Annotated in this window: 23 protein-coding genes; 5 read left to right on the top strand and 18 right to left on the bottom strand. The window is 72.6% G+C overall.

Annotation, left to right across the window (positions count from 1 at the left end):
• Positions 1 to 43: 43 nt before the first annotated feature.
• From hsaC to ACZDWJ_RS16470, 7 genes are all read right to left on the bottom strand, one after another.
• Complete coding sequence (gene hsaC, locus ACZDWJ_RS16500; RefSeq protein ID WP_463522664.1) at positions 44 to 943, bottom strand: iron-dependent extradiol dioxygenase HsaC; 900 nt, start codon at positions 941 to 943, stop codon at positions 44 to 46.
• Positions 940 to 1,863, bottom strand: coding sequence for a 4,5:9,10-diseco-3-hydroxy-5,9,17-trioxoandrosta-1(10),2-diene-4-oate hydrolase (gene hsaD, locus ACZDWJ_RS16495; RefSeq protein ID WP_463522662.1), 924 nt, complete (start codon positions 1,861 to 1,863; stop codon positions 940 to 942). Before hsaD ends, hsaC begins: the two co-directional genes overlap by 4 nt.
• Entirely contained in the window at positions 1,863 to 3,029 is a 1,167-nt protein-coding gene (gene hsaA / locus ACZDWJ_RS16490) for a 3-hydroxy-9,10-secoandrosta-1,3,5(10)-triene-9,17-dione monooxygenase oxygenase subunit (protein ID WP_463522660.1), read from the bottom strand. The genes hsaD and hsaA overlap by 1 nt, the downstream gene beginning before the upstream one ends.
• A gap of 103 nt (positions 3,030 to 3,132) precedes the next feature.
• Positions 3,133 to 3,519, bottom strand: coding sequence for a VOC family protein (locus tag ACZDWJ_RS16485; RefSeq protein ID WP_463522658.1), 387 nt, complete (start codon positions 3,517 to 3,519; stop codon positions 3,133 to 3,135).
• 177 nt (positions 3,520 to 3,696) lie between these two features.
• Positions 3,697 to 4,791, bottom strand: coding sequence for a 4-hydroxy-2-oxovalerate aldolase (gene dmpG / locus ACZDWJ_RS16480; protein ID WP_463522656.1), 1,095 nt, complete (start codon positions 4,789 to 4,791; stop codon positions 3,697 to 3,699).
• 1 nt (position 4,792) lies between these two features.
• A complete protein-coding gene (locus ACZDWJ_RS16475; RefSeq protein WP_463522654.1) occupies positions 4,793 to 5,695 on the bottom strand; it encodes an acetaldehyde dehydrogenase (acetylating) in 903 nt (300 codons plus the stop codon).
• 44 nt (positions 5,696 to 5,739) lie between these two features.
• Positions 5,740 to 6,537: a 2-keto-4-pentenoate hydratase gene (locus ACZDWJ_RS16470; protein WP_463522652.1), complete on the bottom strand. Its 798-nt coding sequence runs from the start codon at positions 6,535 to 6,537 to the stop codon at positions 5,740 to 5,742.
• A gap of 34 nt (positions 6,538 to 6,571) precedes the next feature.
• On the opposite strand from ACZDWJ_RS16470, the gene kstD reads away from it, so the two are divergent.
• Complete coding sequence (kstD, locus tag ACZDWJ_RS16465) at positions 6,572 to 8,290, top strand: 3-oxosteroid 1-dehydrogenase (RefSeq protein WP_463522650.1); 1,719 nt, start codon at positions 6,572 to 6,574, stop codon at positions 8,288 to 8,290.
• A complete protein-coding gene (locus ACZDWJ_RS16460; RefSeq protein ID WP_463522648.1) occupies positions 8,290 to 9,174 on the top strand; it encodes a MaoC/PaaZ C-terminal domain-containing protein in 885 nt (294 codons plus the stop codon). Before kstD ends, ACZDWJ_RS16460 begins: the two co-directional genes overlap by 1 nt.
• A gap of 14 nt (positions 9,175 to 9,188) precedes the next feature.
• Here the strand turns inward: ACZDWJ_RS16460 and ACZDWJ_RS16455 are convergent, their stop codons facing one another.
• From ACZDWJ_RS16455 to ACZDWJ_RS16445, 3 genes are read right to left on the bottom strand one after another with little or no spacing between them, the layout of a single operon-like run.
• The gene (locus ACZDWJ_RS16455) at positions 9,189 to 9,704 is read right to left on the bottom strand and encodes a hypothetical protein (protein ID WP_463522646.1); all 516 of its coding nucleotides are present in this window, start codon (positions 9,702 to 9,704) and stop codon (positions 9,189 to 9,191) included.
• Complete coding sequence (locus ACZDWJ_RS16450; protein ID WP_463522644.1) at positions 9,704 to 10,918, bottom strand: DUF480 domain-containing protein; 1,215 nt, start codon at positions 10,916 to 10,918, stop codon at positions 9,704 to 9,706. Before ACZDWJ_RS16450 ends, ACZDWJ_RS16455 begins: the two co-directional genes overlap by 1 nt.
• Positions 10,919 to 10,927: 9 nt before the next feature.
• Positions 10,928 to 12,406, bottom strand: coding sequence for a cryptochrome/photolyase family protein (locus tag ACZDWJ_RS16445; protein ID WP_463522642.1), 1,479 nt, complete (start codon positions 12,404 to 12,406; stop codon positions 10,928 to 10,930).
• 68 nt (positions 12,407 to 12,474) lie between these two features.
• Here ACZDWJ_RS16445 and ACZDWJ_RS16440 point away from each other — a divergent pair, with 68 nt between their 5' ends.
• Positions 12,475 to 13,206, top strand: coding sequence for a dienelactone hydrolase family protein (locus tag ACZDWJ_RS16440; protein ID WP_463522640.1), 732 nt, complete (start codon positions 12,475 to 12,477; stop codon positions 13,204 to 13,206).
• Positions 13,203 to 14,270 (top strand): AbrB family transcriptional regulator, encoded by a 1,068-nt coding sequence (locus tag ACZDWJ_RS16435; protein ID WP_463522638.1) that lies wholly within the window; start codon positions 13,203 to 13,205, stop codon positions 14,268 to 14,270. Before ACZDWJ_RS16440 ends, ACZDWJ_RS16435 begins: the two co-directional genes overlap by 4 nt.
• Here ACZDWJ_RS16435 and ACZDWJ_RS16430 read toward each other — a convergent pair.
• The 3 genes from ACZDWJ_RS16430 to uvrB are packed head-to-tail and all read right to left on the bottom strand — an operon-like array spanning position 14,224 to position 18,188.
• Complete coding sequence (locus tag ACZDWJ_RS16430; protein ID WP_463522636.1) at positions 14,224 to 15,543, bottom strand: MFS transporter; 1,320 nt, start codon at positions 15,541 to 15,543, stop codon at positions 14,224 to 14,226. The genes ACZDWJ_RS16435 and ACZDWJ_RS16430 overlap by 47 nt on opposite strands.
• Before the next feature lie 44 nt (positions 15,544 to 15,587).
• Complete coding sequence (locus tag ACZDWJ_RS16425) at positions 15,588 to 16,028, bottom strand: VOC family protein (RefSeq protein WP_463522634.1); 441 nt, start codon at positions 16,026 to 16,028, stop codon at positions 15,588 to 15,590.
• Between the two features lie 21 nt (positions 16,029 to 16,049).
• A complete protein-coding gene (uvrB, locus tag ACZDWJ_RS16420; RefSeq protein ID WP_463522632.1) occupies positions 16,050 to 18,188 on the bottom strand; it encodes an excinuclease ABC subunit UvrB in 2,139 nt (712 codons plus the stop codon).
• 72 nt (positions 18,189 to 18,260) lie between these two features.
• On the opposite strand from uvrB, the gene ACZDWJ_RS16415 reads away from it, so the two are divergent.
• Positions 18,261 to 18,560 (top strand): hypothetical protein, encoded by a 300-nt coding sequence (locus tag ACZDWJ_RS16415; protein WP_463522630.1) that lies wholly within the window; start codon positions 18,261 to 18,263, stop codon positions 18,558 to 18,560.
• Positions 18,561 to 18,589: 29 nt separating this feature from the next.
• Here ACZDWJ_RS16415 and ACZDWJ_RS16410 read toward each other — a convergent pair whose 3' ends face one another.
• The 5 genes from ACZDWJ_RS16410 to ACZDWJ_RS16390 all read right to left on the bottom strand — a co-directional run.
• Positions 18,590 to 19,552: a hypothetical protein gene (locus tag ACZDWJ_RS16410; protein ID WP_463522628.1), complete on the bottom strand. Its 963-nt coding sequence runs from the start codon at positions 19,550 to 19,552 to the stop codon at positions 18,590 to 18,592.
• Between the two features lie 150 nt (positions 19,553 to 19,702).
• A complete protein-coding gene (locus ACZDWJ_RS16405; protein ID WP_463522626.1) occupies positions 19,703 to 20,251 on the bottom strand; it encodes a hypothetical protein in 549 nt (182 codons plus the stop codon).
• Complete coding sequence (locus ACZDWJ_RS16400; protein WP_463522624.1) at positions 20,248 to 21,348, bottom strand: MCE family protein; 1,101 nt, start codon at positions 21,346 to 21,348, stop codon at positions 20,248 to 20,250. Before ACZDWJ_RS16400 ends, ACZDWJ_RS16405 begins: the two co-directional genes overlap by 4 nt.
• Positions 21,345 to 22,490, bottom strand: a complete 1,146-nt coding sequence (locus ACZDWJ_RS16395; protein WP_463522622.1) for an MCE family protein — start codon at positions 22,488 to 22,490, stop codon at positions 21,345 to 21,347. Before ACZDWJ_RS16395 ends, ACZDWJ_RS16400 begins: the two co-directional genes overlap by 4 nt.
• Positions 22,487 to 23,319: MCE family protein (locus tag ACZDWJ_RS16390; RefSeq protein ID WP_463522620.1), on the bottom strand; the 833-nt coding region annotated here is incomplete at its 5' end. The genes ACZDWJ_RS16390 and ACZDWJ_RS16395, both read right to left, overlap by 4 nt.

Below are 23,319 nucleotides of genomic sequence, written 5' to 3'. Positions count from 1 at the left end.
CGGTGGCGGTGAGCGACCCGTCGTCCGGGTGGGGCCTCACCGCTCAGCGCCCGCCGCTGAAGTCGTGGCCCCAGTACGAGACGGCCGTCGACTCGCGCGCCACCCAGGAGGAGTCCTCGACGGTGAGGCCGTCGGTGCCGAACTCGACGTCGAAGCCACCGGGCGAGCGCACGTAGAAGGAGATCATCTCGTCGTTCATGTGCCGCCCGAGCGTCGCCGAGAGCGGCGCCTGGTGCTTGCGGACCCGCTCGAGCGCGCGGCCCACGTGGTCGAGCTCGTCGACCTCCAGCATGATGTGGACGCACTTCGCGGGGTTCGGCATCGGCAGGAACGCCAGCGAGTGGTGGCGCGCGTTGACGCCGAGGAACCGCAGCCAGACCTTGCTGCCGGGCTCCTTGCCGACGAACTCGCCGGGCATGCTCATGGAGTCGCGCAGCCGGAAGCCCAGGACGTCGGTGTAGAACCGCAGCGCCTCGACGTCGTCGCTGACCGGCACGACGATGTGGCCCATGCCCTGCTCGCCGGTGACGAACCGGGCGGCGTACGGCGTGACGAGCGGACGGGCCTCGTAGGTGATGCCGTGGAAGAGCTCGAAGACGTTGTCGAAGGGGTCGCTGAACCGGATCATCTCCTGCACGCGACGCTCGTCGAGCTCGGCCGTGGTGGCCTCCTCGAACTCGACGCCGGCCTTCTGCAGGTGCTCGCGCGCCTCCTGGAGGGCGGCGTGGTCGGCGAGCTCCCAGCCCGAGCACGCGAGCTGGTCGACCTCGCCGGGGACGACGACCAGTCGCTGCGAGACCTGGTCGATGCGGTAGTAGAGATGCTCGGCCGAGGGGCCACGGGTCTCGGCGAGCCCGAGCACCTTGCCGGCGAAGGTGCGCCACTGCTCGAGGTCGGTGCTGGTGACCCGGACGTAGCCCATGGATCGGATGTCGATGGTCATGAGGCGGCACCTCCCGAGCGCGCACGCTCCACGTGACGGGCGAGGAACGCGGTCGCGACCTCGCGGAACTCCTCGGCCGCCTCGATCTGCGCCCAGTGGCCGCAGTTCGGGAAGACGTGGAGGCTGGCCCTGGGGATCACCTTGAGGGCGACCAGCGCGCCGTCGAGGGGGTTGACGCGGTCCTCGCGGCCCCAGGTGAGCAGGGTGTGCTTGCGCAGCCGGTGAGCCTCGCGCCACAGCATCCCGTCCTCGGCGGTCTCGGGGTTGAAGAACGACCAGCCCATGCTGGCCATCGCGGCCTGCGCGCCGGGGGCGGTGGCGTCGGCGAAGCGCGCCTCGACGAGCTCGTCGGTGACCAGCGACTGGTCGACGACCATGCACTCGATGAACGCCCGCAGGTTCTCCCGCGTCGGCTCCTTGCCGAAGTCCATGAGCCGCTGGACGCCCTGGGTGGGGTCGGCGTGGAAGAGGTTGAGGCTCAGCCCGCCGGGGCCCATGAGGATCAGGCGTCCGACGCGGTCGGGATAGGAGAGCGCGAGCCGCATCGCGGTGCCGCCGCCGAGGCTGTTGCCGAGCAGGTGGACCTTCTCGATGCCCAGGGAGTCGAGCAGCGCCACGACGGCGTCGGCGGAGAAGCGGTAGTAGTTGCCGACGACGGCGGGCTTGTCGGAGCCGCCGAAGCCCGGCTGGTCGACCAGCAGGGTGCGGAACTGCTGGGCGAAGCCCGGCAGCGCGGGGCCGAAGTTCGACCATGCCGACGCGCCGGGGCCGCCGCCGTGCAGCATCACCAGCGGCAGGCCGGCTCCGACCTCCGTGGGCTCGCCGGCCTCGTAGTAGGTGAGCGCGATCTCCCCCGCGGCCTCCGTGGCGACGGTGGCGGTGCGGCGGAGGTCGTCCTTCGTGGGCGCGGTCTGCGTCATCAGTACATCCCCGGATCGATCTGGTGCCCGAACTCGTGCGCGCCGAACATCTGCAGCGCGCGCTCGGGGTCGTTGGCGGCGTGGACGCGGCCGGCGTGGGCGTCACGCCAGGCCCGCTGGAGGGTGGAGCCCTGGGCCAGCGCACGCCCGCCCGAGGCCTCGAAGAGCGAGTCGATGGCCTCGATGGCGCGCTCGCTGCCGATCACCTGGTCGCGGCGGACCTTCAGCCGCACGCCCAGCGGGATCTGCTCGCCGCGGGCGACGTAGGCCTGCTCCTCGCGGATGTTGGCCACCAGCAGCGCCCAGGCGGCGTCGATCTCGTTGGAGGCGCGGGCCACGCGGACGGCGGCGAACGGGTCGAGGCTGGCGCGCTCGCCGAGGTAGGCGGCGCGGACGCGCTGCTTCTGCATCGCGACGTGCTCGGCGTAGGCGCCCCGGGCGATGCCGATCATCGGCGTGGTGATGGTGCCGGTGAACAGCGAGTGGAACGGCAGCCGGTAGAGCTCGGAGGTGTTGACGGCCTGCCCGGGCCCGCGGCACTGGCCGGTCTCGCTCATCGAGAGCGTGAAGGCCTCGGGCACGAAGACGTCCTCGACCACGATGTCGTTCGAGCCCGTGCCGGCCAGGCCGACGGTGTGCCACACGTCGACGATCGCGTACTGGCTGCGCGGCAGCAGGAAGGTGCGGAAGTCGACGATCGCGCCGTCGGCGTTGTGCACCAGACCGCCGAGCAGCACCCACTGGCAGTGATCGGCGCCGGAGCTGAAGCCCCACTTGCCGCTGAGCCGGAAGCCGCCGTCGACGACCTCGGCGCGGCCGGTGGGCGCGTAGGAGGAGGAGACGCGGGTGTGCTGGTCCTCGCCCCACACGGCCTGCTGGGCGGCGTCGTCGAACAGGGCGATCTGCCAGGGGTGGACCCCGACGACGCTGGCGACCCAGCCGGTGGAGCCGCAGGCCGAGGCGATGTCGCGCACCGCGGTGTAGAAGTCGATGGGGTCGGCCTCGAGGCCGCCGTGACGCCGCGGCTGGAGCATCTGGAAGAAGCCGGTCTCGTCGAGCTCCTTGATGCTGGCCTCGGGGACGACGCGCAGCCGCTCGGCCTCCTCGGCGCGCTCGCGCAGGCCGGGGAGCACCTCGCGGACGGCGTCCACAACAGCCTGGGTCATCGGCACACTTCCTCATCGGAGGGATCTCGTGACCTCAGACTAGAACACGTTCTCGTTTTGGCGCCAGTCCCGCGCGGTCGCGGTGCCTGCCGCGCGCGGCACCTCAGTCCTGGCGGGTGAGGATGCAGAACTCGTTGCCCTCCGGGTCGGCGAGCACCGCCCAGCCGCGATCGCCGTCGCGCAGGTCGTTGACCATCGTCGCGCCGAGACCGAGGACGCGCTCGACCTCCTCGTCGCGGGTGCGGTCGGTGGGCCGCAGGCACGGGTGGACGCGGTTCTTCAGCTCCTTGCCCTCCGGCACCGCGAGGAAGAGGAACGCCTGACGGCCCTCGACGCTCTCCAGCCCGGACTCGTGGGCGCCGGGGTGGTTCCAGCCCTCCTGGGTGTCCTCGGGGTCGAAGACGAAGTCGTCGAGCACCTGGCCCCACCACTGGGCCTGGGCGTAGGTGTCGTGGGCGTCGAAGCAGATGTTCGCGAGACGGGAGGCCATGCGTCCCACCCTCGCCCAGCTCGCCGTCGTCGCGCCAGTCGATTCGGAGTCACGACACCCGCGGGGGACGACGGAACCTTTCGGTTGGCGTCCGAACCTTCGAACGCCAACCGTGCGTTTCGACGGCCGACCGCTGAGGCTTCGGCGGTCAGCCGCCGAAGCGCTCGCCGGTCGACCTCACGCGTTCGCCGCCGCCTTGTCCTGCTCGGCCCGCAGCATCAGGGCGATGTCGATGAGCTGGTCCTCCTGGCCGCCGATCAGCTTGCGGCGGCCGGCCTCGAGGAGGATCTGGGCGCCGGAGACGCCGTAGCGGTCCGCGGCGTTGCCGGCGTGCTTGAGGAAGGAGGAGTAGACGCCGGCGTAGCCCATCATCAGCGTCATCCGGTCCAGGCGGCACTCCTCGGGCATCGCGGGGGCGATGACGTCCTCGGCGGCGTCGACGATCTGCAGGAAGTCGACGCCGGTGCGCCAGCCGAGCTTGTCGCAGACCCCGATGAACGCCTCGAGCGGGGTGTTGCCGGCGCCCGCGCCGAAGCGGCGCACCGAGCCGTCGATCTGGGTGGCGCCCGCGCGGGCGGCGATGACGGTGTTGGCGACGCCGAGGCCGAGGTTCTCGTGGCCGTGGAAGCCGACGTCGGCCTGGTGGCCGATCTCGGCGACGACGGCGGAGACGCGGTCGGCGGTCTGCTCCATCACCAGCGCGCCGGCGGAGTCGACGACGTAGACGCACTGGCAGCCGGCGTCGACCATGATCCGCGCCTGCCGGGCCAGCACCTCGGGGCTCTGGGTGTGGCTCATCATCAGGAAGCCGACGGTCTCCAGGCCCAGCTCGCGGGCCAGGCCGAAGTGCTGGATCGAGACGTCGGCCTCGGTGCAGTGGGTGGCGATGCGGCAGATCTGGCCGCCGTTGTCCTGCGCGGCGCGGATGTCGTCCTTGGTGCCGACGCCCGGGAGCATGAGGAAGGCGATCTTGGCGCGCTGCGCGGTCTCGGCGGCGATGCGGATGAGCTCCTGCTCGGGGGTGCGCGAGAAGCCGTAGTTGAACGACGAGCCGCCGAGCCCGTCGCCGTGGGTCACCTCGATCACCGGGATGCCGGAGGCGTCGAGGGCGCGGACGATGTCCTCGACCTCCTGGCCGGTGAACTGGTGGCGCTTGTGGTGCGAGCCGTCGCGCAGGCAGGTGTCGGTCAGGCGCAGGTCGAGGTCGCCGAACGGCTCGGTGCCGTGCGTGGCCGACCAGGTGCGGGACAGCTCGTGGGTCGTGTCGGTCATCTCAGGCTCCAGCCAGGATCGAGCGGGCGATGTTCTGGCCGACCTGGGTGGCGGCGGCCGTCATGATGTCGAGGTTGCCTGCGTAGGGCGGCAGGAAGTCGCCGGCGCCCTCGACCTCGACGAAGATCGAGACCTTCACCTGGCCGCGGGTGGCCTCGGACGGCTCGTCGATCTGCGGCTCCTGCAGCAGCCGGTAGCCGGGGACGTACTCCTGCACTGCCTTCTCCATCGCCACGATGGAGGCGATGATCGCGTCGCGGTCGGCGTCGGGGCCGACGGCGCAGAAGATCGTGTCGCGCATGATCATCGGCGGCTCGGCGGGGTTGAGGATGATGATCGCCTTGCCCTGCTCGGCCCCGCCGATCTCGGTGACGCCGCGGCTGGTCGTCCGGGTGAACTCGTCGATGTTGGCGCGGGTGCCCGGGCCGGCGGAGACGCTGGACACCGACGCGACGATCTCGGCGTAGGACACCGGCGTGGCCCGCGAGACCGCCGCGACCATCGGGATGGTGGCCTGGCCGCCGCAGGTGATCATGTTGACGTTCCACGCCCCGACGTGGGCCTCGCCGTTGACCGGCGGGATCACCGCCGGGCCGACCGCCGCGGGCGTCAGGTCGATCGCCCGGATGCCGGCCTCCTGGTAGCGCGGGGCGTACTCGCGGTGCACGTAGGCCGAGGTGGCCTCGAAGAGGAGGTCGGGCAGCTCGTCCTGCTTCAGCAGCCAGTCGACGCCCTCGTGCGAGGCCTCGAGGCCGCGGGAGGCGGCGATCCGCAGCCCCTCGGAGCTCGGGTCGACGCCGATCATCCAGCGCGGCTCGATCACGTCGGACCGGAGCAGCTTGAACAGCAGGTCGGTGCCGATGTTGCCGGGACCGACGATGGCGGCGGTCAGCTTCTGGGCCACGGGCTTCTCTCTTCTGTGGGTGGCGGTGGCGGGAGGGTCGGGAGTCAGTCGGCGAAGTCGGCGACGAGCGGGGCGAAGCCGCTGATCGAGGCCTCGACGCGGTCGCCGGGCGCGAAGGGCACGAACGGGCCCAGCGCCCCGGAGAGGATCAGATGGCCCGCGCGCAGCGGGTCGCCGTAGCGGTAGGCCTGGACGGCGAGCCAGCGCAGCGCCTCGAGCGGGTCGCCCAGGCAGGCGGCGCCGGTGCCCGAGGAGCGCTCCTCGCCGTTGATCGTGAGCGACATGACGACGTCGACGGGCTCGACCTCGTCGAGCGGACGGCCGTGCTCCGCCACCACGTACAGGCCGCTGGAGGCGTTGTCGGCGACGGTGTCGGTGAAGCCGATGTCCCAGGCGGTGATGCGGGAGTCGACGATCTCCAGCGCCGGAAGGGCGACCTCGACGGCCTCGCGCACCAGCGCGAGGGTGATCTCGTCCTCGTGCTCGGGGGCGACGTCGCGGGCCAGCACGAACGCGACCTCGGCCTCGACGCGCGGCTGCACGAGGGTGCGCATCGAGATCGGCCGGTGGGCGCTGACGTCCATCTCGTCGAGCAGGTAGCCGAAGTCGGGCTGGTCGACGCCGAGCTGGCGCTGGACGGCCTCCGACGTGGCGCCGATCTTGCGGCCGACCACGCGGGCGCCGGCGGCGACGCGGGCCTGCACCAGGCCCTGCTGGACGGCGTAGGCGGCGTCGAGGTCGTCGGTGCCGATGAGGTCGCGCACGGGGGCGCAGGGCTCACGGGTCGCCTGGGCCTGCGCGAGGCGGGCGACGGCGGCGGCGACGGCGGCGTCAGAGGTCACACGCGCATAGTAGAACCTGTTACAGTTTTGTGCCATGACGGGTGGTTCGACGGGCGCTCTGCCCACGGAGGTCGACGTCGTCGTCGTCGGAGCCGGGGCCGCGGGCATGTCCGCGGCGCTCCGGGCGGCGTCGCACGGCCTCGAGACGGTCCTGCTGGAGAAGAGCGCCTACTTCGGCGGCTCGACGGCGCGCAGCGGCGGCGGGGTGTGGATCCCCGGCAACTACGCGCTGCGCGAGGCCGGCCAGGTGGCCGACGACGACGCCGCACAGGCCTCGCTCTACCTCGACTCCATCGTCGGCGAGGTCGTGCCGAAGGAGCGCCGCCAGGCCTACCTCGACGCCGGTCCCGAGGTCATGGACTTCATCAAGGCCCGCACGCCCCTGCGCTTCCGCTGGGTGCCGCAGTACGCCGACTACCACCCCGAGGCGCCGGGCGGCCGCGCCGCCGGACGCTCCGCGGAGCCGGTGCCGATGGACGCCCGCTTCCTCGGCGAGGAGCTCTCCCGCCTGCACCCGCAGTACACCAAGGCGCCGGCGAACATGATCGTCACGCAGGCCGACTTCCGGAAGATCAGCCTCGGCCTGCGCACCCTGCGCGGCCCGATCACCATGATGATGGTGCTGCTGCGCCGGATGGTCAGCCTCGTGCTGCGCCGCCGCATGTACGCCATGGGCAACGCCATCGCCATCGGCCTGCGCCAGGGTCTGGTCGACGCCGGGGTGCCGGTGCACTACGAGGCGCCGCTCACCGAGCTGCTGCTCGAGGGCGGCCGCGTCGTCGGCGTCGTCGTCGAGCGCGACGGCGTGCGCCACGAGGTGCGCGCCCGCCGCGGCGTCGTCCTCGGCAGCGGCGGCTTCGAGCGCAACCTGGAGATGCGCGAGAAGTACCAGCCGAAGCCGACCTCCACGGAGTGGACCACCGGCTCGCAGTTCAACGACGGTGCCGGCCAGCTCGCCGGCATCGCCGTCGGCGCCGAGGTGGCGCTCATGGACGACGCCTGGTGGGGGCCCACGATCCCGCTGCCGAGCGGCCCGTGGTTCTGCCTGGCCGAGCGCAACCTGCCCGGCTCGATCATCGTCAACGGCGAGGGCCGCCGCTTCATGAACGAGGCGCTCCCCTACGTCGAGGCCACCCACGCGATCTACGAGGGCGAGGCCACCGGCGTCCCGCACGTGCCGGCCTGGATGGTCATCGACCAGCGCTACCGCAACCGCTACCTCTTCGCCGGCCTCTTCCCGCGCCAGCCCTTCCCGGGCCGCTGGTACAAGCACGGCACCATCAAGAAGGCCGCCACCATCGAGGCGCTGGCCGCGGAGATCGACGTGCCCGCCGAGAACCTCGCCGCCACCCTCGAGCGGTTCAACGGCTTCGCCCGCAGCGGCGTCGACGAGGACTTCCACCGCGGCGAGTCGGCCTACGACCAGTACTACTCCGACCCCACCGTGAAGCCGAACCCCTCGCTGCACGTCATCGACGAGGCGCCGTTCTACGCCGTCAAGATCGTGCCCGGCGACCTCGGCACCAAGGGCGGCCTGGTCACCGACGAGCACGCCCGGGTGCTGCGCGCCGACGGCAGCGTCATCGACGGCCTCTACGCCGCCGGCAACGTCTCGGCCGCCGTCATGGGCCACACCTATCCCGGCCCCGGCGGCACCATCGGGCCCGCGCTGGTCTTCGGCGCGCTCGCCGCCGACGACCTCGCGACGCGCGCCGCCACGTCTGACCGCGCCGCCGCGGAGGAGACCGCCTGATGCCCATCGACCCCGCCGTCGCGATCGGCGCGGCCACCGGCACGACGACCTTCTCCTGGGCCTCCAGTGACGTCCTGCTCTACCACCTCGGCATCGGAGCGGGCTCGCGCCCGGGCGACTTCGTCTCCCCCGCCGCGCTGCGCTACACCCTCGACGGACCGGACCTGCAGGTGCTGCCGTCCTTCGCCGTCGTCGCCCCCACCTTCCACGCCACCGACCCGCCGCCGCTGGACCTCCCCGGCTGCGACATCGACCTCGCGCAGGTCGTCCACGGCTCGCAGTCGATCCGCCTCGCGGCGGGCGCGACGCTGCCGGCCGAGGGCACCGCGACGCTGAGCACCCGCATCACCGACGTGTGGGACAAGGGCAAGGCCGCGGTCATCTGGCAGGAGGGCACCGCCGTCTCCCCCGCCGGCGAGGAGCTGTGGACCGTGCGGTCCTCGATCTTCGTGCGCGGCGAGGGCGGCTGGGGCGGCGACCGGGGCACCTCCGAGGCCGTCGAGGTGCCCGACCGCGCACCCGACGCCGAGGTCGACTACGCCGTGACCCCCCAGCAGGCGCTGCTCTACCGGCTCTGCGGCGACCGCAACCCGCTGCACGCCGACCCCGCGTTCGCGCAGGCGGCCGGCTTCCCCGCGCCGATCCTGCACGGACTGTGCTCCTACGGCATCGCGCTGCGCTCGCTCACCGACGCGCTCCTCGACGGCGACGCCGCCGCCGTGGGCGGCTTCACCGCCCGCTTCGCCGGCGTGGTCTTCCCGGGCGAGACGATCCGGGTGCGGGGCTGGCGCGAGGACGGACGCGTCGTCGGCTCGGCGTCGATCAGCGGCGGCCAGCGCGACGGCGCTCCCGTGCTGGCCGACGTGGTCGTCGAGACCCGCTAGCCGCAGCCCGCGGCTCAGCGCGCCTGGGCCACCACGGTGACCCGGCCGAGGTCGGGGTCCCAGCGTCGGATCTCGGCGAGGGTCAGCTCGTCCTCGCCGTCGGTGCCGAGCACCTCGAGGGCGCGGGGCAGATCGGCGCGGTTGACCCGGCGCGCCAGCGTCACGTGCGGGAGCCAGCCCGGGAACCGCCGGTCGGGCACCTGCACCCGCACGGCCAGCACCCGGCGCACGACGTCGTCGTCGAGCTCGAGGCTGCGCGCGATCGTCACCGCGTTGCCCGAGCCGAGGAGCAGCAGGCCGGAGAGGCGTCCGACCACGGGCAGCATCGCGCCGAGCCGCACCACGGCGACGTCGATCGCCTCCGGTGGCAGGGCGGGTGCGGAGACCAGCGTGGCGTGCGGGGTGTCCGAGACGCCCGGACGCACCAGCTGCGAGGGCAGGCCGGCGTCGGCCAGGCGCTGCCACTGGGCACGGATCAGCGCTCGGCCTGCCTCGTCGGGCACCAGCTCGAGGGCGTGGACCGGCGCCATCAACCGGCCTGCGGGCGGCGGGCGATGACGTAGAGCCGCTCGGTGGCCTCGTTGCGAGCCTGGATCGGGCCGCGGCGGTACCACTCGACGTCGACGAGGCCGGCCTCGGCGAGCACCCGCGCGACGTCGTGCTGCTCGTGCAGGGCGATGTCGACGTCGACCTGGTGCTCGAACCACACCGGCTGGTGCTTGACCCCGGCGCCGGCGTGGAGCGCCAGCACGAGCCAGCCGCCGGGCAGCAGCGGCCGCGTCAGCGCGGCGACGGCCTCGGGCAGCTCGCTGGCGGCCAGGTGGATGAGGGAGTACCAGCCGACGACGGCCGACCAGCCGGCCGCCTGCTCGGGCCGCATCAGGCGACGCAGGTCGCCCTGCTCGTAGCGACCCTCGGGGAAGCGACGGCGGGCCTCGGCGACCATGCCGGGCGAGAGGTCCACCCCGACCGCCTCGGCGCCGAGCGCGGCCAGGTGCGCCGTCACGTGCCCAGGTCCTGAGCCGACCTCGACCAGTGGCGCGTCGAGCTCCTGCGCGTGCGCGGCGATGCGCCCCAGCAGCCAGCGCTCGAAGGGCATCTGCTCCAGCTCGGGCACCAGCGTGGCGGCGTAGGGCTCGGCGATGGCGTCGTAGGTGGCCACGACCCGGGCGTCACGGGCCTCGGCGCCCTCGCGCAGCACGCCCTCGGTGTCGGCCGCGGGAGCGGCGGGGGCCGTCGCCTCCTCGGCGGGCGCGCCGAGGAGGTGGGTCCAGCGGTGGTCCTGCTCGCGGGGACGCCGCTCGAGCCGCTGCACGAGCGGCTCGGGCCGGGCGGCGAGACCCTGCAGCACCGCCTCGACGGCGTCGCGGTCGGCGAAGGCGTGCAGACGCTCGGTGCGGGTGCGCAGCTCGCCGGGCGACTGGGCGCCGCGCAGCAGCAGCACCGTGACGACGGCGCGCTCGGCGTCGTCGAGGCCGAGCCGCTCGTCGAGGGTCTGATGGTGCTTGAGCGTGCGGCGCCCGGTGTCGGACCAGACGATGCGCAGCAGACCGTCGTCCTTGAGCCGGCGCACCGCCTGCTCGAGGGTGGCGTCGTCGAGGTCCATGACGGGCTCGCGGCTGCTGGTCTGGTTGCAGGCCGAGCGCAGCGCGCTGAGGGTGAGCGGGTAGGTGGCCGGCACGGTCACCTGCTTCTCCAGCAGGCTGCCGAGGATGCGCTGCGCCACCGGGTCGAGGTCGATCACGCTGCGACCCTAGCCCTCGAGCCAGGCGTGGGCCCGCCGGGTGTGGGCGGCCTTCTTCGCCGGGTCGAGTCGGTCGTAGAGGGTGGCGATCATCTGCGAGCGCGGGTTGCCGGCGAAGACGTCGAGGTGGTCGCGGACGAAGGTCCAGTACAGGCCGTCCCAGTCGGCCTCCCAGTCGCCCCGGGGCAGGTCGCTCATCTTGCGCAGGTAGTTGCTGCCCGAGACGTAGGGCTTGGTGGTGATCGCGGGTCCGGCGGCGAACTGGCTCATCGCGTAGACGTTGGTGACCATCACCCAGTCGTAGGCGTCGATGAACATCTCCATGAACCACTCGTAGGCGGCGTCGGGCTCAGCCCGCAGGAGACACAGGGCGTTGCCGAAGACCATGAGCCGCTCGATGTGGTGGGCGTAGCCGGTGTCGAGCACCCGCTCGAGGCAGTGGTCGACGGGCGCGAGGCCGGTCTCGGCAGTCCACCAGCCCGGGGCGAGCGGACGCGCATGCTCGAGGTGGTTGCCCGAGCGCAGCCGGCGGCCGAACCAGACGTAGGTGGCGCGCATGTACTCCCGCCAGCCGATCACCTGCCGCACGAAGCCCTCGAGCGAGGCGATCGGCACGTCGTCGGCGCGCTCCAGCGTCAGCTCCAGCACCCGCTGGGGGGAGATGAGGCCGACGTTGAGCGCCGGGGTGAGCAGCGCGTGGAAGACGAACGCGTGCTCGCGGGAGATGGCGTCCTCGTACGGGCCGAACTGCTCGAGCCGCTCGTCGAGGAAGGCGACGAAGGACGCCTCCGCCTCCTGCGCCGACGTCGGCCAGGCGAAGGACTCCAGCCGGCCGGGGTTGTCGGGGAACTCCTCCTCGACCCACGCGATCGCCTCCGCGACGCGCCGATGCGGCTCCTCCCGCACGGCCGGGATCGACGGGACCGGATGGTTCTTCGGCAGCTTCTTGCGGTTGTCCTCGTCGAAGCTCCACCGGCCGCCGGTGGGGCCGCCGTCGTCGTCGAGCAGGACGCCGAGCCGGCGACGCTGCCAGGTGTAGAAGTGCTGCATCCGCGCGAACTTCGCGCTCGTGCTGGAGCGGTACTCCGCGAGCTGATCGCGGGTGGTGAGGAAGCCCGGCGACTCCAGCCACTCCTCGACGACGTCGGCGAGATCGCGCTCGAGCCAGTCGTCGACGACGTCCACGCACGACACGTGCACCTCGCCCTCGGCCCGCAGCCCGTCGAGCACCTCGTCGAGCTGCTCGCGGCTGGCGCGCTCGGCGCTGCTGCGCACGTGGTGCACCTGGGCGCCGGCCTCGCGCAGGGCGTCGGCGAAGCGGTCCATCGAGGCCCGGTGCAGCACCAGCTTCTGCCGGTGGAAGCGGTACTGCCGGAAGAGCAGGTCGTGCTCGACGAGCACGAAGACGGCCTCCGGCGCGGCCTCGAGGTGCTCGGCGAAGAGCTGGTGGGGCAGCACGAGTCGCACGGGGCGCACGGGGGTGGTCATGGCCGCCAGCCTAGGAACCACCCGGTTGGTGACGCCCCGATCGGGCGGGCCGCTCCTAGGCTGACCCCATGGCGCTCGAGAGCTGGACGGCGGGCGAGCACACCGCCGACGGGATCACCCACCCCACCTACCGCAAGGGCAGCGGCCCCGGCGTCATCGTCGTGCACGAGGTGCCCGGGCTGACGCCGAAGGTGGCCGCCTTCGGCGAGGAGGTCGTCGACGCCGGGTTCACCGTCGTGATGCCCAGCCTGTTCGGCACGCCCGGCGCCCCGATGAGCGGACGCAGCGTCGCGCGGGCCATCGCCCAGGTGTGCATCAGCAAGGAGTTCACCAAGCTCGCCACCGGCCAGACCACCCCGGTGGCCGGCTGGCTGCGCAGCCTGGCGCGCAGCCTCCACGCCGAGCTCGGCGGCCCCGGCGTGGGTGCGCTCGGCATGTGCTTCACCGGCGGGTTCGCGCTGGCGATGATGGTCGACGACGCCGTCGCCGCCCCCGTGCTGTGCCAGCCGTCGGTGCCGTTCACGCTCGGGGAGACCCGCAAGGCCGACGTCAACCTCTCTCCCGCCGACCTCGACGTCGTCCGCGAGCGCGTGCGGGGCGGCTGCCCCGTGCTCGGCATCCAGTACGCCTCCGACCCGCTCACCGGCACCCGCTTCGACACCCTCGACCGCGAGCTCGGCGAGGGCTTCCTGCGCGTCGACCTGCCCGGCAAGGGCCACAGCGTCGTCACCGAGCACCGCGACCAGGGCGCCGTCGAGCGGGTCCTCGCGTTCTTCGACGAGCGCCTGCGCCCCGCGTGAGCCGGGCCGAGCGTCCTCCTCGCTCCCGCGGCGCTGCCGCCGCGCTGGTCCTCGGCGTCACGGTCGTCTCCAGCCTGCTGCTCTCGCTGGCCGGGCTGCCGTCGGCCGTGCTCTTCGGCGGCCTGATCGGCGGGATGGCGCACGCACTCACCTCGCCGACCGTCCTGGAGCTCCCGGCGGCGTCGTTCCGCCTCGCCCAGGCGCTGGTCGGCGTCACGATCGGCTGCGTGGTCTCCAGCGAGGCGCTGCGGGCGATGGGCGCGGATCTCGGCACCATCGGACTGATCACCCTGGGCACCGTCGTCGTCAGCCTGGTGGCCGGGCGACTGCTCGCGCTGCGCCGCGACGTCTCCCCCGTCACCGGTGCGTTCGCGCTCATCGCCGGCGGCGCGTCCGGCGTCGTGGCGGTCGCAAGGGACCTCGGCGCCGACGACCGTGTCGTCACCGTCGTGCAGTACCTGCGCGTGCTCGTGGTGCTCGTGACCCTGCCGCTGGTGACCAGCCTGGTGTTCCATCCCGATCGCGGACTCGGCACGAGCGCGGCCGATCCGGCCCTGGGCGCGTCCCTGATCGTGACGCTGATCGCCGTCGTCGGCGGCCTCCTGCTGGCCCGCATCGTGCCGATCCCCACCGCCACCCTGCTGGTCCCCATGCTCCTCAGCGCGGTGCTCGCCGCGGGCGGATGGCTCGGCGGTCCGCTCGCCGTGCCGACGCCGCTGCAGTGGCTCGCCTATGCGCTCCTCGGCGCCCAGGTCGGCCTGCGGTTCACCCGCGCGAGCCTCGCCTCGATCACCCGGATGCTGCCCGCGGTGCTGGCGATCATCGCCGGCATGGTGGTGGCCACCGGAGCGATGGGCGCCCTGCTCGCCGCGGTGACGCCCGTCGACGGGCTCACCGCCTACCTCGCCACGACGCCGGGCGGGCTCTTCGCCGTGCTGGCCACGGCCGCCGACAGCGGCGCCGACGTCACCTACGTGCTCGCCGTGCAGGTCTTCCGCCTGCTGGTGGTGCTGGCGCTCACTCCGGCACTGGCTCGCCTGCTGTCAGCGCGACCCGATCGGTGACGGCCCGCGCCGAGGCCCGGTGCCGCAGGATCTGGACGACGCCGATCGCCCACACCACGTACTGCGTGGCCATCGCCCAGCGGAACGCCGAGGCCGGGTAGTCGCTGCCCCCGCCCGGGGTGAGCGCGTCGAGCACGATGCCGATCACCACCACCAGCACGAGGGTGGCGACGAAGCCCGCGACGTTGACGATGCCGGTGGCGCTGGCCAGCCGCGAGCCGGGATTGCTGGTGCGGGCGATGTCGAAGCCCACCACCGACGCTGGACCGCCGACGCCGACCACGACGACCAGCAGCACCAGGACGCCCAACGGCGCCTGGCCGGGCCAGGCCAGCACCAGGGTCCACATCAGCGCCATCGCCGCGACGATGCTCAGCACCATCGTCGAGCGGTGCCAGGGGTGGCGGGAGATGAGCGCGCCCAGCACCGGGCCGGACACGACGACGGCGACGACCATCAGCGTCAGCAGGGTGCCGGCCTCGCCGGAGGTGCGGCCCTCGCCGCGCACGAAGAAGGGGTAGCCCCACAGCAGCGCCAGCACGTTGGCGCTGAAGGGCGTGGAGAAGTGCACCCAGAAGCCCAGGCGGGTGCCGGGCTGGGCCCACGAGCTGCGCAGGCTGGCGAGCACGCCGGAGCGTGAGAGCGCCGCGCCGCGCAGGGTGCGTCCGGCCGGTCCGTCGCGCAGCGCCACCACGGCCACCACCGCGACCACCGCGCTCAGCCCGGCCGTCACGAGGTAGGCGCGGGTCCAGCCCAGGTGCGAGAGCGCCCAGGTCATCGGCACCGCGGCGCCGATCGAGCCGAGCTGGCCGAGCGTGCCGGTGATCTGGGTGAGCAGCGGGATCCGTCGCCGCGGGAACCACGAGGACAGCAGCCGGATCACGCAGATGAACGTCATCGCGTCGCCCGCGCCCACCAGGAAGCGCGCCAGCAGCGCCACCGGGTAGGAGCCGGCCAGTGCGAAGGAGCCCTCCCCGACCGCGAGCACCACCGCACCGGTGAGCGCCACGCTGCGTGGACCGAAGCGGTCGACGGCCAGGCCCACCGGGATCTGCAGACCGGCGTAGACGGCCAGCTGCAGCATCGTGAAGGACGCCAGCGCCGAGGCCGAGATGTCGAAGCGGTCGACGGCCGCGAGGCCCGCGACCGAGAGGGCGGAGCGGTGGAAGACCGCCAGGGTGTAGAGCGCCAGGGCGACGCCCCAGACCGTCCACGCCGTCCGACTCGGGGTCCCGTGCGGGGTCGTGACGGGATCGGCGGCGGGGGTGCTCACCCCCTGATCATCCGCCCCGGGACGCCCGGGCGACGAACCCGGGGTCAGTCCAGGCAGAGCTCGTTGCCCTCGGGGTCGGCCATGACGATGATGCCCTCGTCCATCGACGTGGCCTCCAACCGCTGCAGGACCCGCCCGCCGAGCCCCTCGAGCCGGGCGGCGACGGCGTCGAGCGCGGCCATCCGCTCCTCGCCGGTCAGCCCGGGCGCGGAGCGGACGTCGAGGTGGACCCGGTTCTTGGCGACCTTGCCCTCCGGCACCCGCTGGAAGAACAGCCGCGGACCCCGGCCCGTGGGATCGACCGCGGCCGACCGGGAGTCGCGCTCCTTTGGCGGCACGCCGTGATGGTCGAGGAAGGCGTCCCAGGAGTCGAAGCCGTCGGGCGGCGGCTGGACGACGTATCCGAGCACCTCGGCCCAGAACGCCGCGAGCGCGGCCGGCTGGGCGCAGTCGAAGGTGATCTGGACCTCGCGGACGTGAGTCATGGCGGGCGCTCCTCCCCCGGCCTACTTCGTGGCTTCCATCATCTGCCGGAGCTCCTTCTTGAGCTCGGAGATCTCGTCGCGCAGGCGGGCCGCCACCTCGAACTGGAGGTCGGCGGCGGCCTCCTTCATCTGGTCGGTGAGCTGCTGGATCAGCTGGGCGAGGTCACTGCTCGGGATGCCGGTGAGGTCGGCGGCGCCGGCGGAGTGCTTCTCGCCGAGCATCGGCGTCGGGGACTTGCCCTTGCCGGCCTTGCCCGCGCGGCCCTTGGCCTCGGTGCCGGCCCAGGTCTCGAGGAGCGCCTGGGTGGACTCGTCCTCGCGGGCCAGCATCTCGGTGATGTCGGCGATCTTCTTGCGCAGCGGCTGGGGGTCGATGCCGCGCTCGGTGTTGTAGGCGATCTGCTTGGCGCGACGACGGTTGGTCTCATCGATCGCGGCCTCCATCGACGGCGTGATCCGGTCGGCGTACATGTGCACCTGGCCGGAGACGTTGCGCGCCGCGCGCCCGATGGTCTGGATCAGCGACTTGTCCGAGCGCAGGAAGCCCTCCTTGTCGGCGTCGAGGATCGAGACCAGGGAGACCTCGGGCAGGTCGAGGCCCTCGCGCAGCAGGTTGATGCCGACCAGCACGTCGTACTCGCCCAGGCGCAGGTCGCGCAGGAGCTCGATGCGCTTGAGGGTGTCGACCTCGGAGTGGAGGTAGCGGGTGCGCAAGCCGGCGTCGAGGAGGTAGTCGGTGAGGTCCTCGGACATCTTCTTGGTGAGCGTGGTGACCAGCACGCGCTCGTTGCGCTCGGTGCGCAGCCGGATCTCGTGGATGAGGTCGTCGATCTGGCCCTTGGTGGGCTTGACCACGATCTCGGGGTCGATCAGGCCGGTGGGGCGGATGATCTGCTCGACGACGTGCGGCGGGGTGGAGCCGCCGGCCTTGTCGAGCTCGTAGTCGCCCGGGGTGGCCGAGAGGTAGATGGTCTGGCCGATGCGCTCGAGGAACTCCTCCCACCGCAGGGGCCGGTTGTCCATGGCGCTGGGCAGGCGGAAGCCGAACTCGACGAGGTTGCGCTTGCGGGACATGTCGCCCTCGTACATGCCGCCGATCTGCGGCACGGTGACGTGGGACTCGTCGACCACGAGCACGAAGTCCTCGGGGAAGTAGTCGAGCAGGCAGTTGGGCGCCGAGCCGCGCTCGCGGCCGTCGATGTGCATCGAGTAGTTCTCGATGCCCGAGCACGAGCCCACCTGGCGCATCATCTCGATGTCGTAGGTGGTGCGCATGCGCAGCCGCTGGGCCTCGAGCAGCTTGCCCTCGCGCTCGAAGGTCGCGAGCTGCTGCTCGAGCTCGGCCTCGATGCCCGCGATCGCGCGCTCCATGCGCTCGGGGCCCGCGACGTAGTGGGTGGCGGGGAAGACGTAGAGCTCCTCGTCCTCGGTGAGGACCTCGCCGGTGACGGCGTGGAGCGTCATGAGCCGCTCGATCTCGTCGCCGAAGAACTCGATGCGCACGGCGTGCTCCTCGTAGACCGGGAAGATCTCGAGGGTGTCGCCGCGCACCCGGAAGGTGCCGCGGGTGAAGGTGAGGTCGTTGCGCGTGTACTGGATCTCGACCAGGCGGCGCAGGATGGAGTCGCGGTCGTGCTCCTCGCCGACCCGCAGCCGGATCATCCGGTCGACGTACTCCTGGGGCGTGCCGAGGCCGTAGATGCAGGACACGGTGGAGACGACGATGACGTCGCGCCGCGTCAGCAGCGAGTTGGTGGCCGAGTGCCGCAGCCGCTCGACCTCCTCGTTGATCGAGGAGTCCTTCTCGATGTAGGTGTCGGTCTGGGGGACGTAGGCCTCGGGCTGGTAGTAGTCGTAGTAGGAGACGAAGTACTCCACCGCGTTGTCGGGGTAGAGCTGGCGCAGCTCGTTGGCGAACTGCGCGGCGAGGGTCTTGTTGGGCTGCAGCACCAGCAGCGGACGCTGCAGCTGCTCGGCCACCCAGGCGACCGTGGCGGTCTTGCCGGTGCCGGTGGCGCCCAGCAGGACGACGTCCTGCTCGCCGCCGGTGATGCGCTTGGTGATCTCGGCGATCGCCGCCGGCTGGTCGCCGGACGGGGAGTAGTCGGAGACGACCTTGAAGGGGGCCACGCGGCGTTCGAGATCGGTGACGGGACGCATGCTGGCGAGACTACGGTGGACCACCGACAGTCCTGCTCCCCCGATCCGTCCCTCGAGCTCCCAGGAGACCCCATGGCCCTCGGCCTCAACCCCGTCGGCGACGTCCTCAAGCGGGCCGACAAGGTGCTCAGCGGCGCCGGCGCCACGCTCGACGTCGTCGAGGGCAAGCTGGAGAACGTCGACCAGACCCTGGCCAAGGTCGACGCCCGGATGACCACCGTCGACGCCACCCTCGCCGAGACCCGCGACGTGCTGGGCCAGGTGCAGGGCCTTCTCGCCGAGCTCACCGAGGAGATCGCGCTGATCAAGCAGATCCCCGAGCTGCGCGCCCGCCTCGACGAGGTGCACGCGGCGGTGACCGCCGGGGGCTGAGCCCCGACGGCCACCTCGGTGCGGGTCGATCAGGACAGCTTGCCGAGCCAGTCGGTGCCGTTGAGCGCCCACTCGGCGTTGGTGCCGGCCGGGTCGTTCCAGCCGTCGTAGAGGGTGTTGCCGGACTGCCCGGTGCCGTCGTCGACCGGGGAGGAGTCGCCCCAGAGGATGACCCGGCCGGTGCCGAAGGTGCTGACGGCCAGGAAGCAGCCGGTGGTGCCGGTGTTGGAGACGCCCTTGCGGTAGAGCAGGCACTTCGCGGCCGGGTTGGCCGAGGTGGAGAGGTTGAACGTGGTGGCGCCGCGCAGGATCGACTTGCTGGCCGTGCCCCACGCGCCGTTGACGACCGGGTGCGTCGAGGCGCCCGAGCCGAGGTTCGTGGTGTCCTCGCTGCTGATGTTCTGGTAGGCGGCGGTGACGCCGAACGGGTCGGTGTTGTCGAGGCCGTTGCTGCTGAACAGCTGGTTGGCGATGTCGACGGAGTCGACGCCGTCGTTGTTCCGGTCCGACTGGTCGTGGTCGATGATCAGGTAGAGGCCGCCGCCGTTCTTGACGAAGGTCATGATCGCGGTGCGCTCGGCCGCGGTGAACGCGGTGTTGGGCTCGTCGATCACCAGCACGTCGTAGTTGGCGAGGTCCTGGGCGTTCGAGGTGGAGCCGTAGGTCAGCGCGCGACCCGAGGGGTTGGTGGCCAGCTGGTACTCCGCCGGGTACTGCGCCAGCGAGACGCCCCAGGCGGAGATGGCGCCGGTCCAGTCGGTCTCCGTCGTGGGCGCGGACTTCTGGTTGTACGGGCTGGGCTGGGAGGTGGAGATGATCCAGTCCGCGTTGCCGGCGGTCTGCGCGTGGGCGTTGTCGAAGAGGACGCGCACGGGCGAGGCCGCGGTGGTGGCGGGGGCCGTCGTGACCGCACCGAGCAGGCCGGCGCCGAGGGCGGCGACGGCGAGGCCGGCGAGGGCGGTGCGAGGACGACGGAGGGAGGAGATGGGCACGAGTGCTCCGTATCGGTTCGGTGGACCACCCCGAGTGGTGATCCGGCCGCGGGCCATCCTGGCGCTCGCAGGACGATCCGTCGACCCTCCCCGGCGCGAACGGCGGGCGAACGCCGGGTGCCGAGCCGCCCGAGCCAGCCCCCGGGGCGCTCAGCCGACGTTCTGCTGCAGCTGGAGGTCGTCGACGAGCCAGCGTCCACCCTCGCGCACCATCGCCAGGGAGACCCGCGGCTGGTCGACGCGCTGGTCCTTCGTGCCGCCCGCGCCGGTGCCGATCGTCTGGTCGACGAAGACCAGCACGGTGACGTGCGTGGGGTCGCGGACGTCGGTGCCGACCGAGACGACCTCGCCCTTCGCGGTGGCCCCGACCTCGGTGATGATCTGCCGCGCCCGGGCGGCGGTGGCCTCGAAGGAGCGCTGGAAGGACGGCGTGCCGGCGGTGCGCACCCACGCGAAGTCCTCGTCGAGGGTGTCGGGGGCGTAGGAGGTCAGGCTGACGACGGCCTTGCGCGCCGCGGCCGCGGCGTCCCGGGCCGCGGTCTGCTCGGCGACGGCCCGCTCCCCCGCCTGCGCGTCGGAGCGGGCGCCGTGCCAGGCCCAGCCGAGCCCGCCGCTCACCAGCGCCAGGACGACGACGAGCGTCCACGCCACCGTCGTGGAGCGGCTGCGCGCGGGCGGCGGGAGCTCGGGCTCGCTCACGGCGCCGGGGCGTACGCGGCGCCGCGCTGCAGGTTCGGGATCGACGCCGGGCAGACGCCGCCGGTGGGCAGGTCCTTCGGCGAGATGTCCCTGGCCGGACGGCGCGGGTTGCCGTAGTCGCAGCGGGTGTCGTCGCTCAGGATGATCGAGAGGAAGAGCTTGTCGTCATGGACGAACTCCGTGAGCGTGCGCAGGCCCGGGGCGTACTGGGCGAGGAGCTCGCGGAAGCCGGCGTCGCGACGGGTGACGATGTCGCCGAGGCGGATCGTGACGCGCAGGAAGCCCGGGAGCACCTGGTTGGCCTCGCCGACGAGCCGGTCGAGGTCCTCCAGCTGCTGGGGCGCCTTCTTCAGCAGCGAGCGGAAGCGCGGGTCGTAGTCCTTGAGGAACGCGCCCAGCTGCTTGGCGGAGGTGCCCAGCGTCGAGAGGTCGGCCTGGTTGTCGGTGATCGTGCTCAGCGCGGGGTCGAGGTTGCGCAGCAAGCGTGCGGTCTCGGGGTAGGCCTTGTCGAGCTCGTCGAGGACGAGGCCCGCCTGGTCGACGAGCCGGCCGATCTCCTGGCCGGTGCCCTGCAGGCCGGTGGAGAGCTCGGTGAGGAGGCTGCGCAGCTTCTTGTCGTCGATCTGGTCGAGCAGCTTGCTGACCGCGAGCACGGTGGAGCCCAGCGTCTTGGGCAGGTCGCCGGCGCCGGCCTTGAGGCTCGCGCCGTCGGCGAGGTAGGGCCCGCCCTTGGTGCGCGGCTGGAGGTCGAGGTACTGCTCGCCGACCGGCGAGAGGCTGCGGATCGCGACGCGGGTGTCGGCCGGGATCTCGAGGTCGTTGATGCGCGCGGTGGCCACGACGCCGTCGGGCGTCAGGGAGATGTGGGTGACCCGGCCCACCGAGACGCCGCGGTAGGTGACCGCCGAGCCCTCGAACAGGCCGCCCGTGGAGGCCATCGAGACCTTGACGTCGATCGGCTGGCCGGTGAGCGGCCGGTCGAGCACCCCGCCGAACAGGTAGGCCACGGTGACCGCGAGGACGCCGAGGATGCCGAGCGCCGAGAGGTAGAGGCGGTTGGTGAGGACGCCGCGCACGGCGCTGCCCGCGCGGCTCATCGCGTCGCTCCCGTGGTGGTGGTGGTGGTGCCGGTGCCGGTGGCCGCGCCGTCGAGGCGTCGGGCCGCGGCGAGCGCCTCGCTCATGGCGGAGGCGGCATCGGTGGCGCTGGCGGTGCGGGCCGAGCCACCCGTGGCGCTGCCGAGCCGGCCGCCGCCGGACCCGACGTCGAGGCCGTCGAGGTGCAGCAGGAGGCCGATGTTGAGGTAGTCGCCCGGCACGACGCCGGCGAGGGTGTTGCCGAGCGTCACCAGGGCCTCCAGGGACCGCCGGTACTCCGAGCTCTGCGAGGCGGCCTCGGCGAGCACCGGCTGCGCCTCGCGCAGCACGGTGAGCAGCTGGGCGCGGGTCGCGAGCACGGTCTGGTTGGCGACGCCGGCGAACCGGTCGACCTCCGCCAGGAGCTGGGTGAAGTCGGGGGTGAGGTCGCGCAGCACCTTCGCGGCGGGCTGGACGTCGCGCAGCGCGGCGTTGATCGTCGACTGCCGGCTGCGCAGCAGACGGCTCACCGAGACCAGCGCCCGCAGCGCCCGGTCGAGGTCGCCGGTGGTGGCGTTGGCCTGGCTGAGGAAGCGGTTGGTGCGCTGCAGCAGTCCGCGGATGCGCTCCTCACGGCCGCCGATGGCGTCGTCGAGCTCCTTGGTGACGGTCTGCAGCTGGGCCAGGCCGCCGCCGTTGACCAGCAGCGAGGCCTGGGACAGGGCGTCCTCCACGGTCGGCGCCGTGCTGGTCTCGTCCTCGCCGAGCTTCGCACCGTCGGCGAGCGCGGTGCCCTTCGTGGGGTTGGTGATGTCGACGAACAGCTCGCCGAGCGGCGTCGTGTAGCGCAGGCGGGCGGTGGCGCCCTCGCGCAGCCGCGCGGCGGTGCTGACCTTGAAGGTCACGCGGGCCTTGAAGTCGACGGCCTGCACCGAGGTGACGCGGCCGCTGTCGACGCCGTCGACCTTGACGGTGGCGCCCTGGGCGAGGTTGAGCGCCTCGGCGAAGTCGGCGGTGATCGTGATGGTCTGGCCCGGGACGCCCGCGCCGGGCAGGACGTCGTCGAGGCGCGGTCCGCCGCCGCAGGCGGTCAGGCCGGTGGCCAGGGCCAGGGCGCAGACCGCGGCGGTGGCCGCGGTGCGCAGGCGGTGGACGAGGCTCATCGGGCGCCTCCCGTCGTCGAGCCGGCCGGGGCGCTGGAGCGGCCGAGGATGCCGCCGATCCCGCCGAGGATCGGCCCGAGGATGCCGTCGAGGAGATCGCCGACCGGGCCGAGCGCGGCGCAGAGCGGCCGCGCGGGCGTCTGCCTGCAGACGGTCTGCAGGAGGTCGCCGAGGTTGATCAGGGCGGCGGGCGTCAGACGCACCCGCAGCTGGTCGCCGTCGGAGACGCGCTGGAGGTTCTGCAGGGCCAGCGGCATGACGTCGAGGATCTCCTCGAGCTGCTTCTGCCGCGAGGTGACGCTGCTGATGACCTTGCCGGCGCTGCGGATCGAGCCGACGAGGTCGGCCCGGTTGTCGACGGCGAACCGCGCGACCTCGGTGACGGCACGCTGCAGCGCGTCGAGGGCGGTGCGCAGGTTGGTGCGCTCCCCCGCGAGCTGCTCGCTGGCGGTCGAGACCTGGGTGATGAAGTCGTCGACGGTGCGGCGGTTCTGGGTGACCGACGCGACGAGGTCGTCGAGCGCCTTGAGGGCCGCGACGATCTGCTTGCGCTGGGTGGCGATGGCGTTGGTGGCGCCGGCGAGCGAGCCGATCGTGGAGTTCAGGGTCTGGCCCTGGCCGGAGAAGGCCTTCTGGCCCGCGTCGATGAACCGCTTGACGGCCTGGGTCGTGCGCTTGCTGCCCGAGATGCCGGTGGCGAACTCGTTGAGCGCGTCGAGCACCTGGTCGAACTCCACCGGGGTGCGGGTGCGGTCGTTCTTGATGACCGCACCGGTCGTGAGCACGGGACCCTTGCTGTAGACCGGCGTCAGCTCGACGTAGCGGGGGG

The sequence above is a fragment of the Nocardioides sp. B129/18 genome, assembly GCF_055282735.1.
This window is presented reverse-complemented; position numbering and strand designations above follow the sequence as displayed.

Bases quoted from the DNA above. Each gene is read 5' to 3' on its own strand.
- hsaC (WP_463522664.1), bottom strand. From the start codon at position 943: ATGACCATCGACATCCGATCCATGGGCTACGTCCGGGTCACCAGCACC.
- hsaD (WP_463522662.1), bottom strand. From the start codon at position 1,863: ATGACGCAGACCGCGCCCACGAAGGACGACCTCCGCCGCACCGCCACC.
- hsaA (WP_463522660.1), bottom strand. From the start codon at position 3,029: ATGACCCAGGCTGTTGTGGACGCCGTCCGCGAGGTGCTCCCCGGCCTG.
- ACZDWJ_RS16485 (WP_463522658.1), bottom strand. From the start codon at position 3,519: ATGGCCTCCCGTCTCGCGAACATCTGCTTCGACGCCCACGACACCTAC.
- dmpG (WP_463522656.1), bottom strand. From the start codon at position 4,791: ATGACCGACACGACCCACGAGCTGTCCCGCACCTGGTCGGCCACGCAC.
- kstD (WP_463522650.1), top strand. From the start codon at position 6,572: ATGACGGGTGGTTCGACGGGCGCTCTGCCCACGGAGGTCGACGTCGTC.
- ACZDWJ_RS16460 (WP_463522648.1), top strand. From the start codon at position 8,290: ATGCCCATCGACCCCGCCGTCGCGATCGGCGCGGCCACCGGCACGACG.
- ACZDWJ_RS16455 (WP_463522646.1), bottom strand. From the start codon at position 9,704: ATGGCGCCGGTCCACGCCCTCGAGCTGGTGCCCGACGAGGCAGGCCGA.
- ACZDWJ_RS16445 (WP_463522642.1), bottom strand. From the start codon at position 12,406: ATGACCACCCCCGTGCGCCCCGTGCGACTCGTGCTGCCCCACCAGCTC.
- ACZDWJ_RS16440 (WP_463522640.1), top strand. From the start codon at position 12,475: ATGGCGCTCGAGAGCTGGACGGCGGGCGAGCACACCGCCGACGGGATC.
- ACZDWJ_RS16425 (WP_463522634.1), bottom strand. From the start codon at position 16,028: ATGACTCACGTCCGCGAGGTCCAGATCACCTTCGACTGCGCCCAGCCG.
- uvrB (WP_463522632.1), bottom strand. From the start codon at position 18,188: ATGCGTCCCGTCACCGATCTCGAACGCCGCGTGGCCCCCTTCAAGGTC.
- ACZDWJ_RS16415 (WP_463522630.1), top strand. From the start codon at position 18,261: ATGGCCCTCGGCCTCAACCCCGTCGGCGACGTCCTCAAGCGGGCCGAC.
- ACZDWJ_RS16400 (WP_463522624.1), bottom strand. From the start codon at position 21,348: ATGAGCCGCGCGGGCAGCGCCGTGCGCGGCGTCCTCACCAACCGCCTC.
- ACZDWJ_RS16395 (WP_463522622.1), bottom strand. From the start codon at position 22,490: ATGAGCCTCGTCCACCGCCTGCGCACCGCGGCCACCGCCGCGGTCTGC.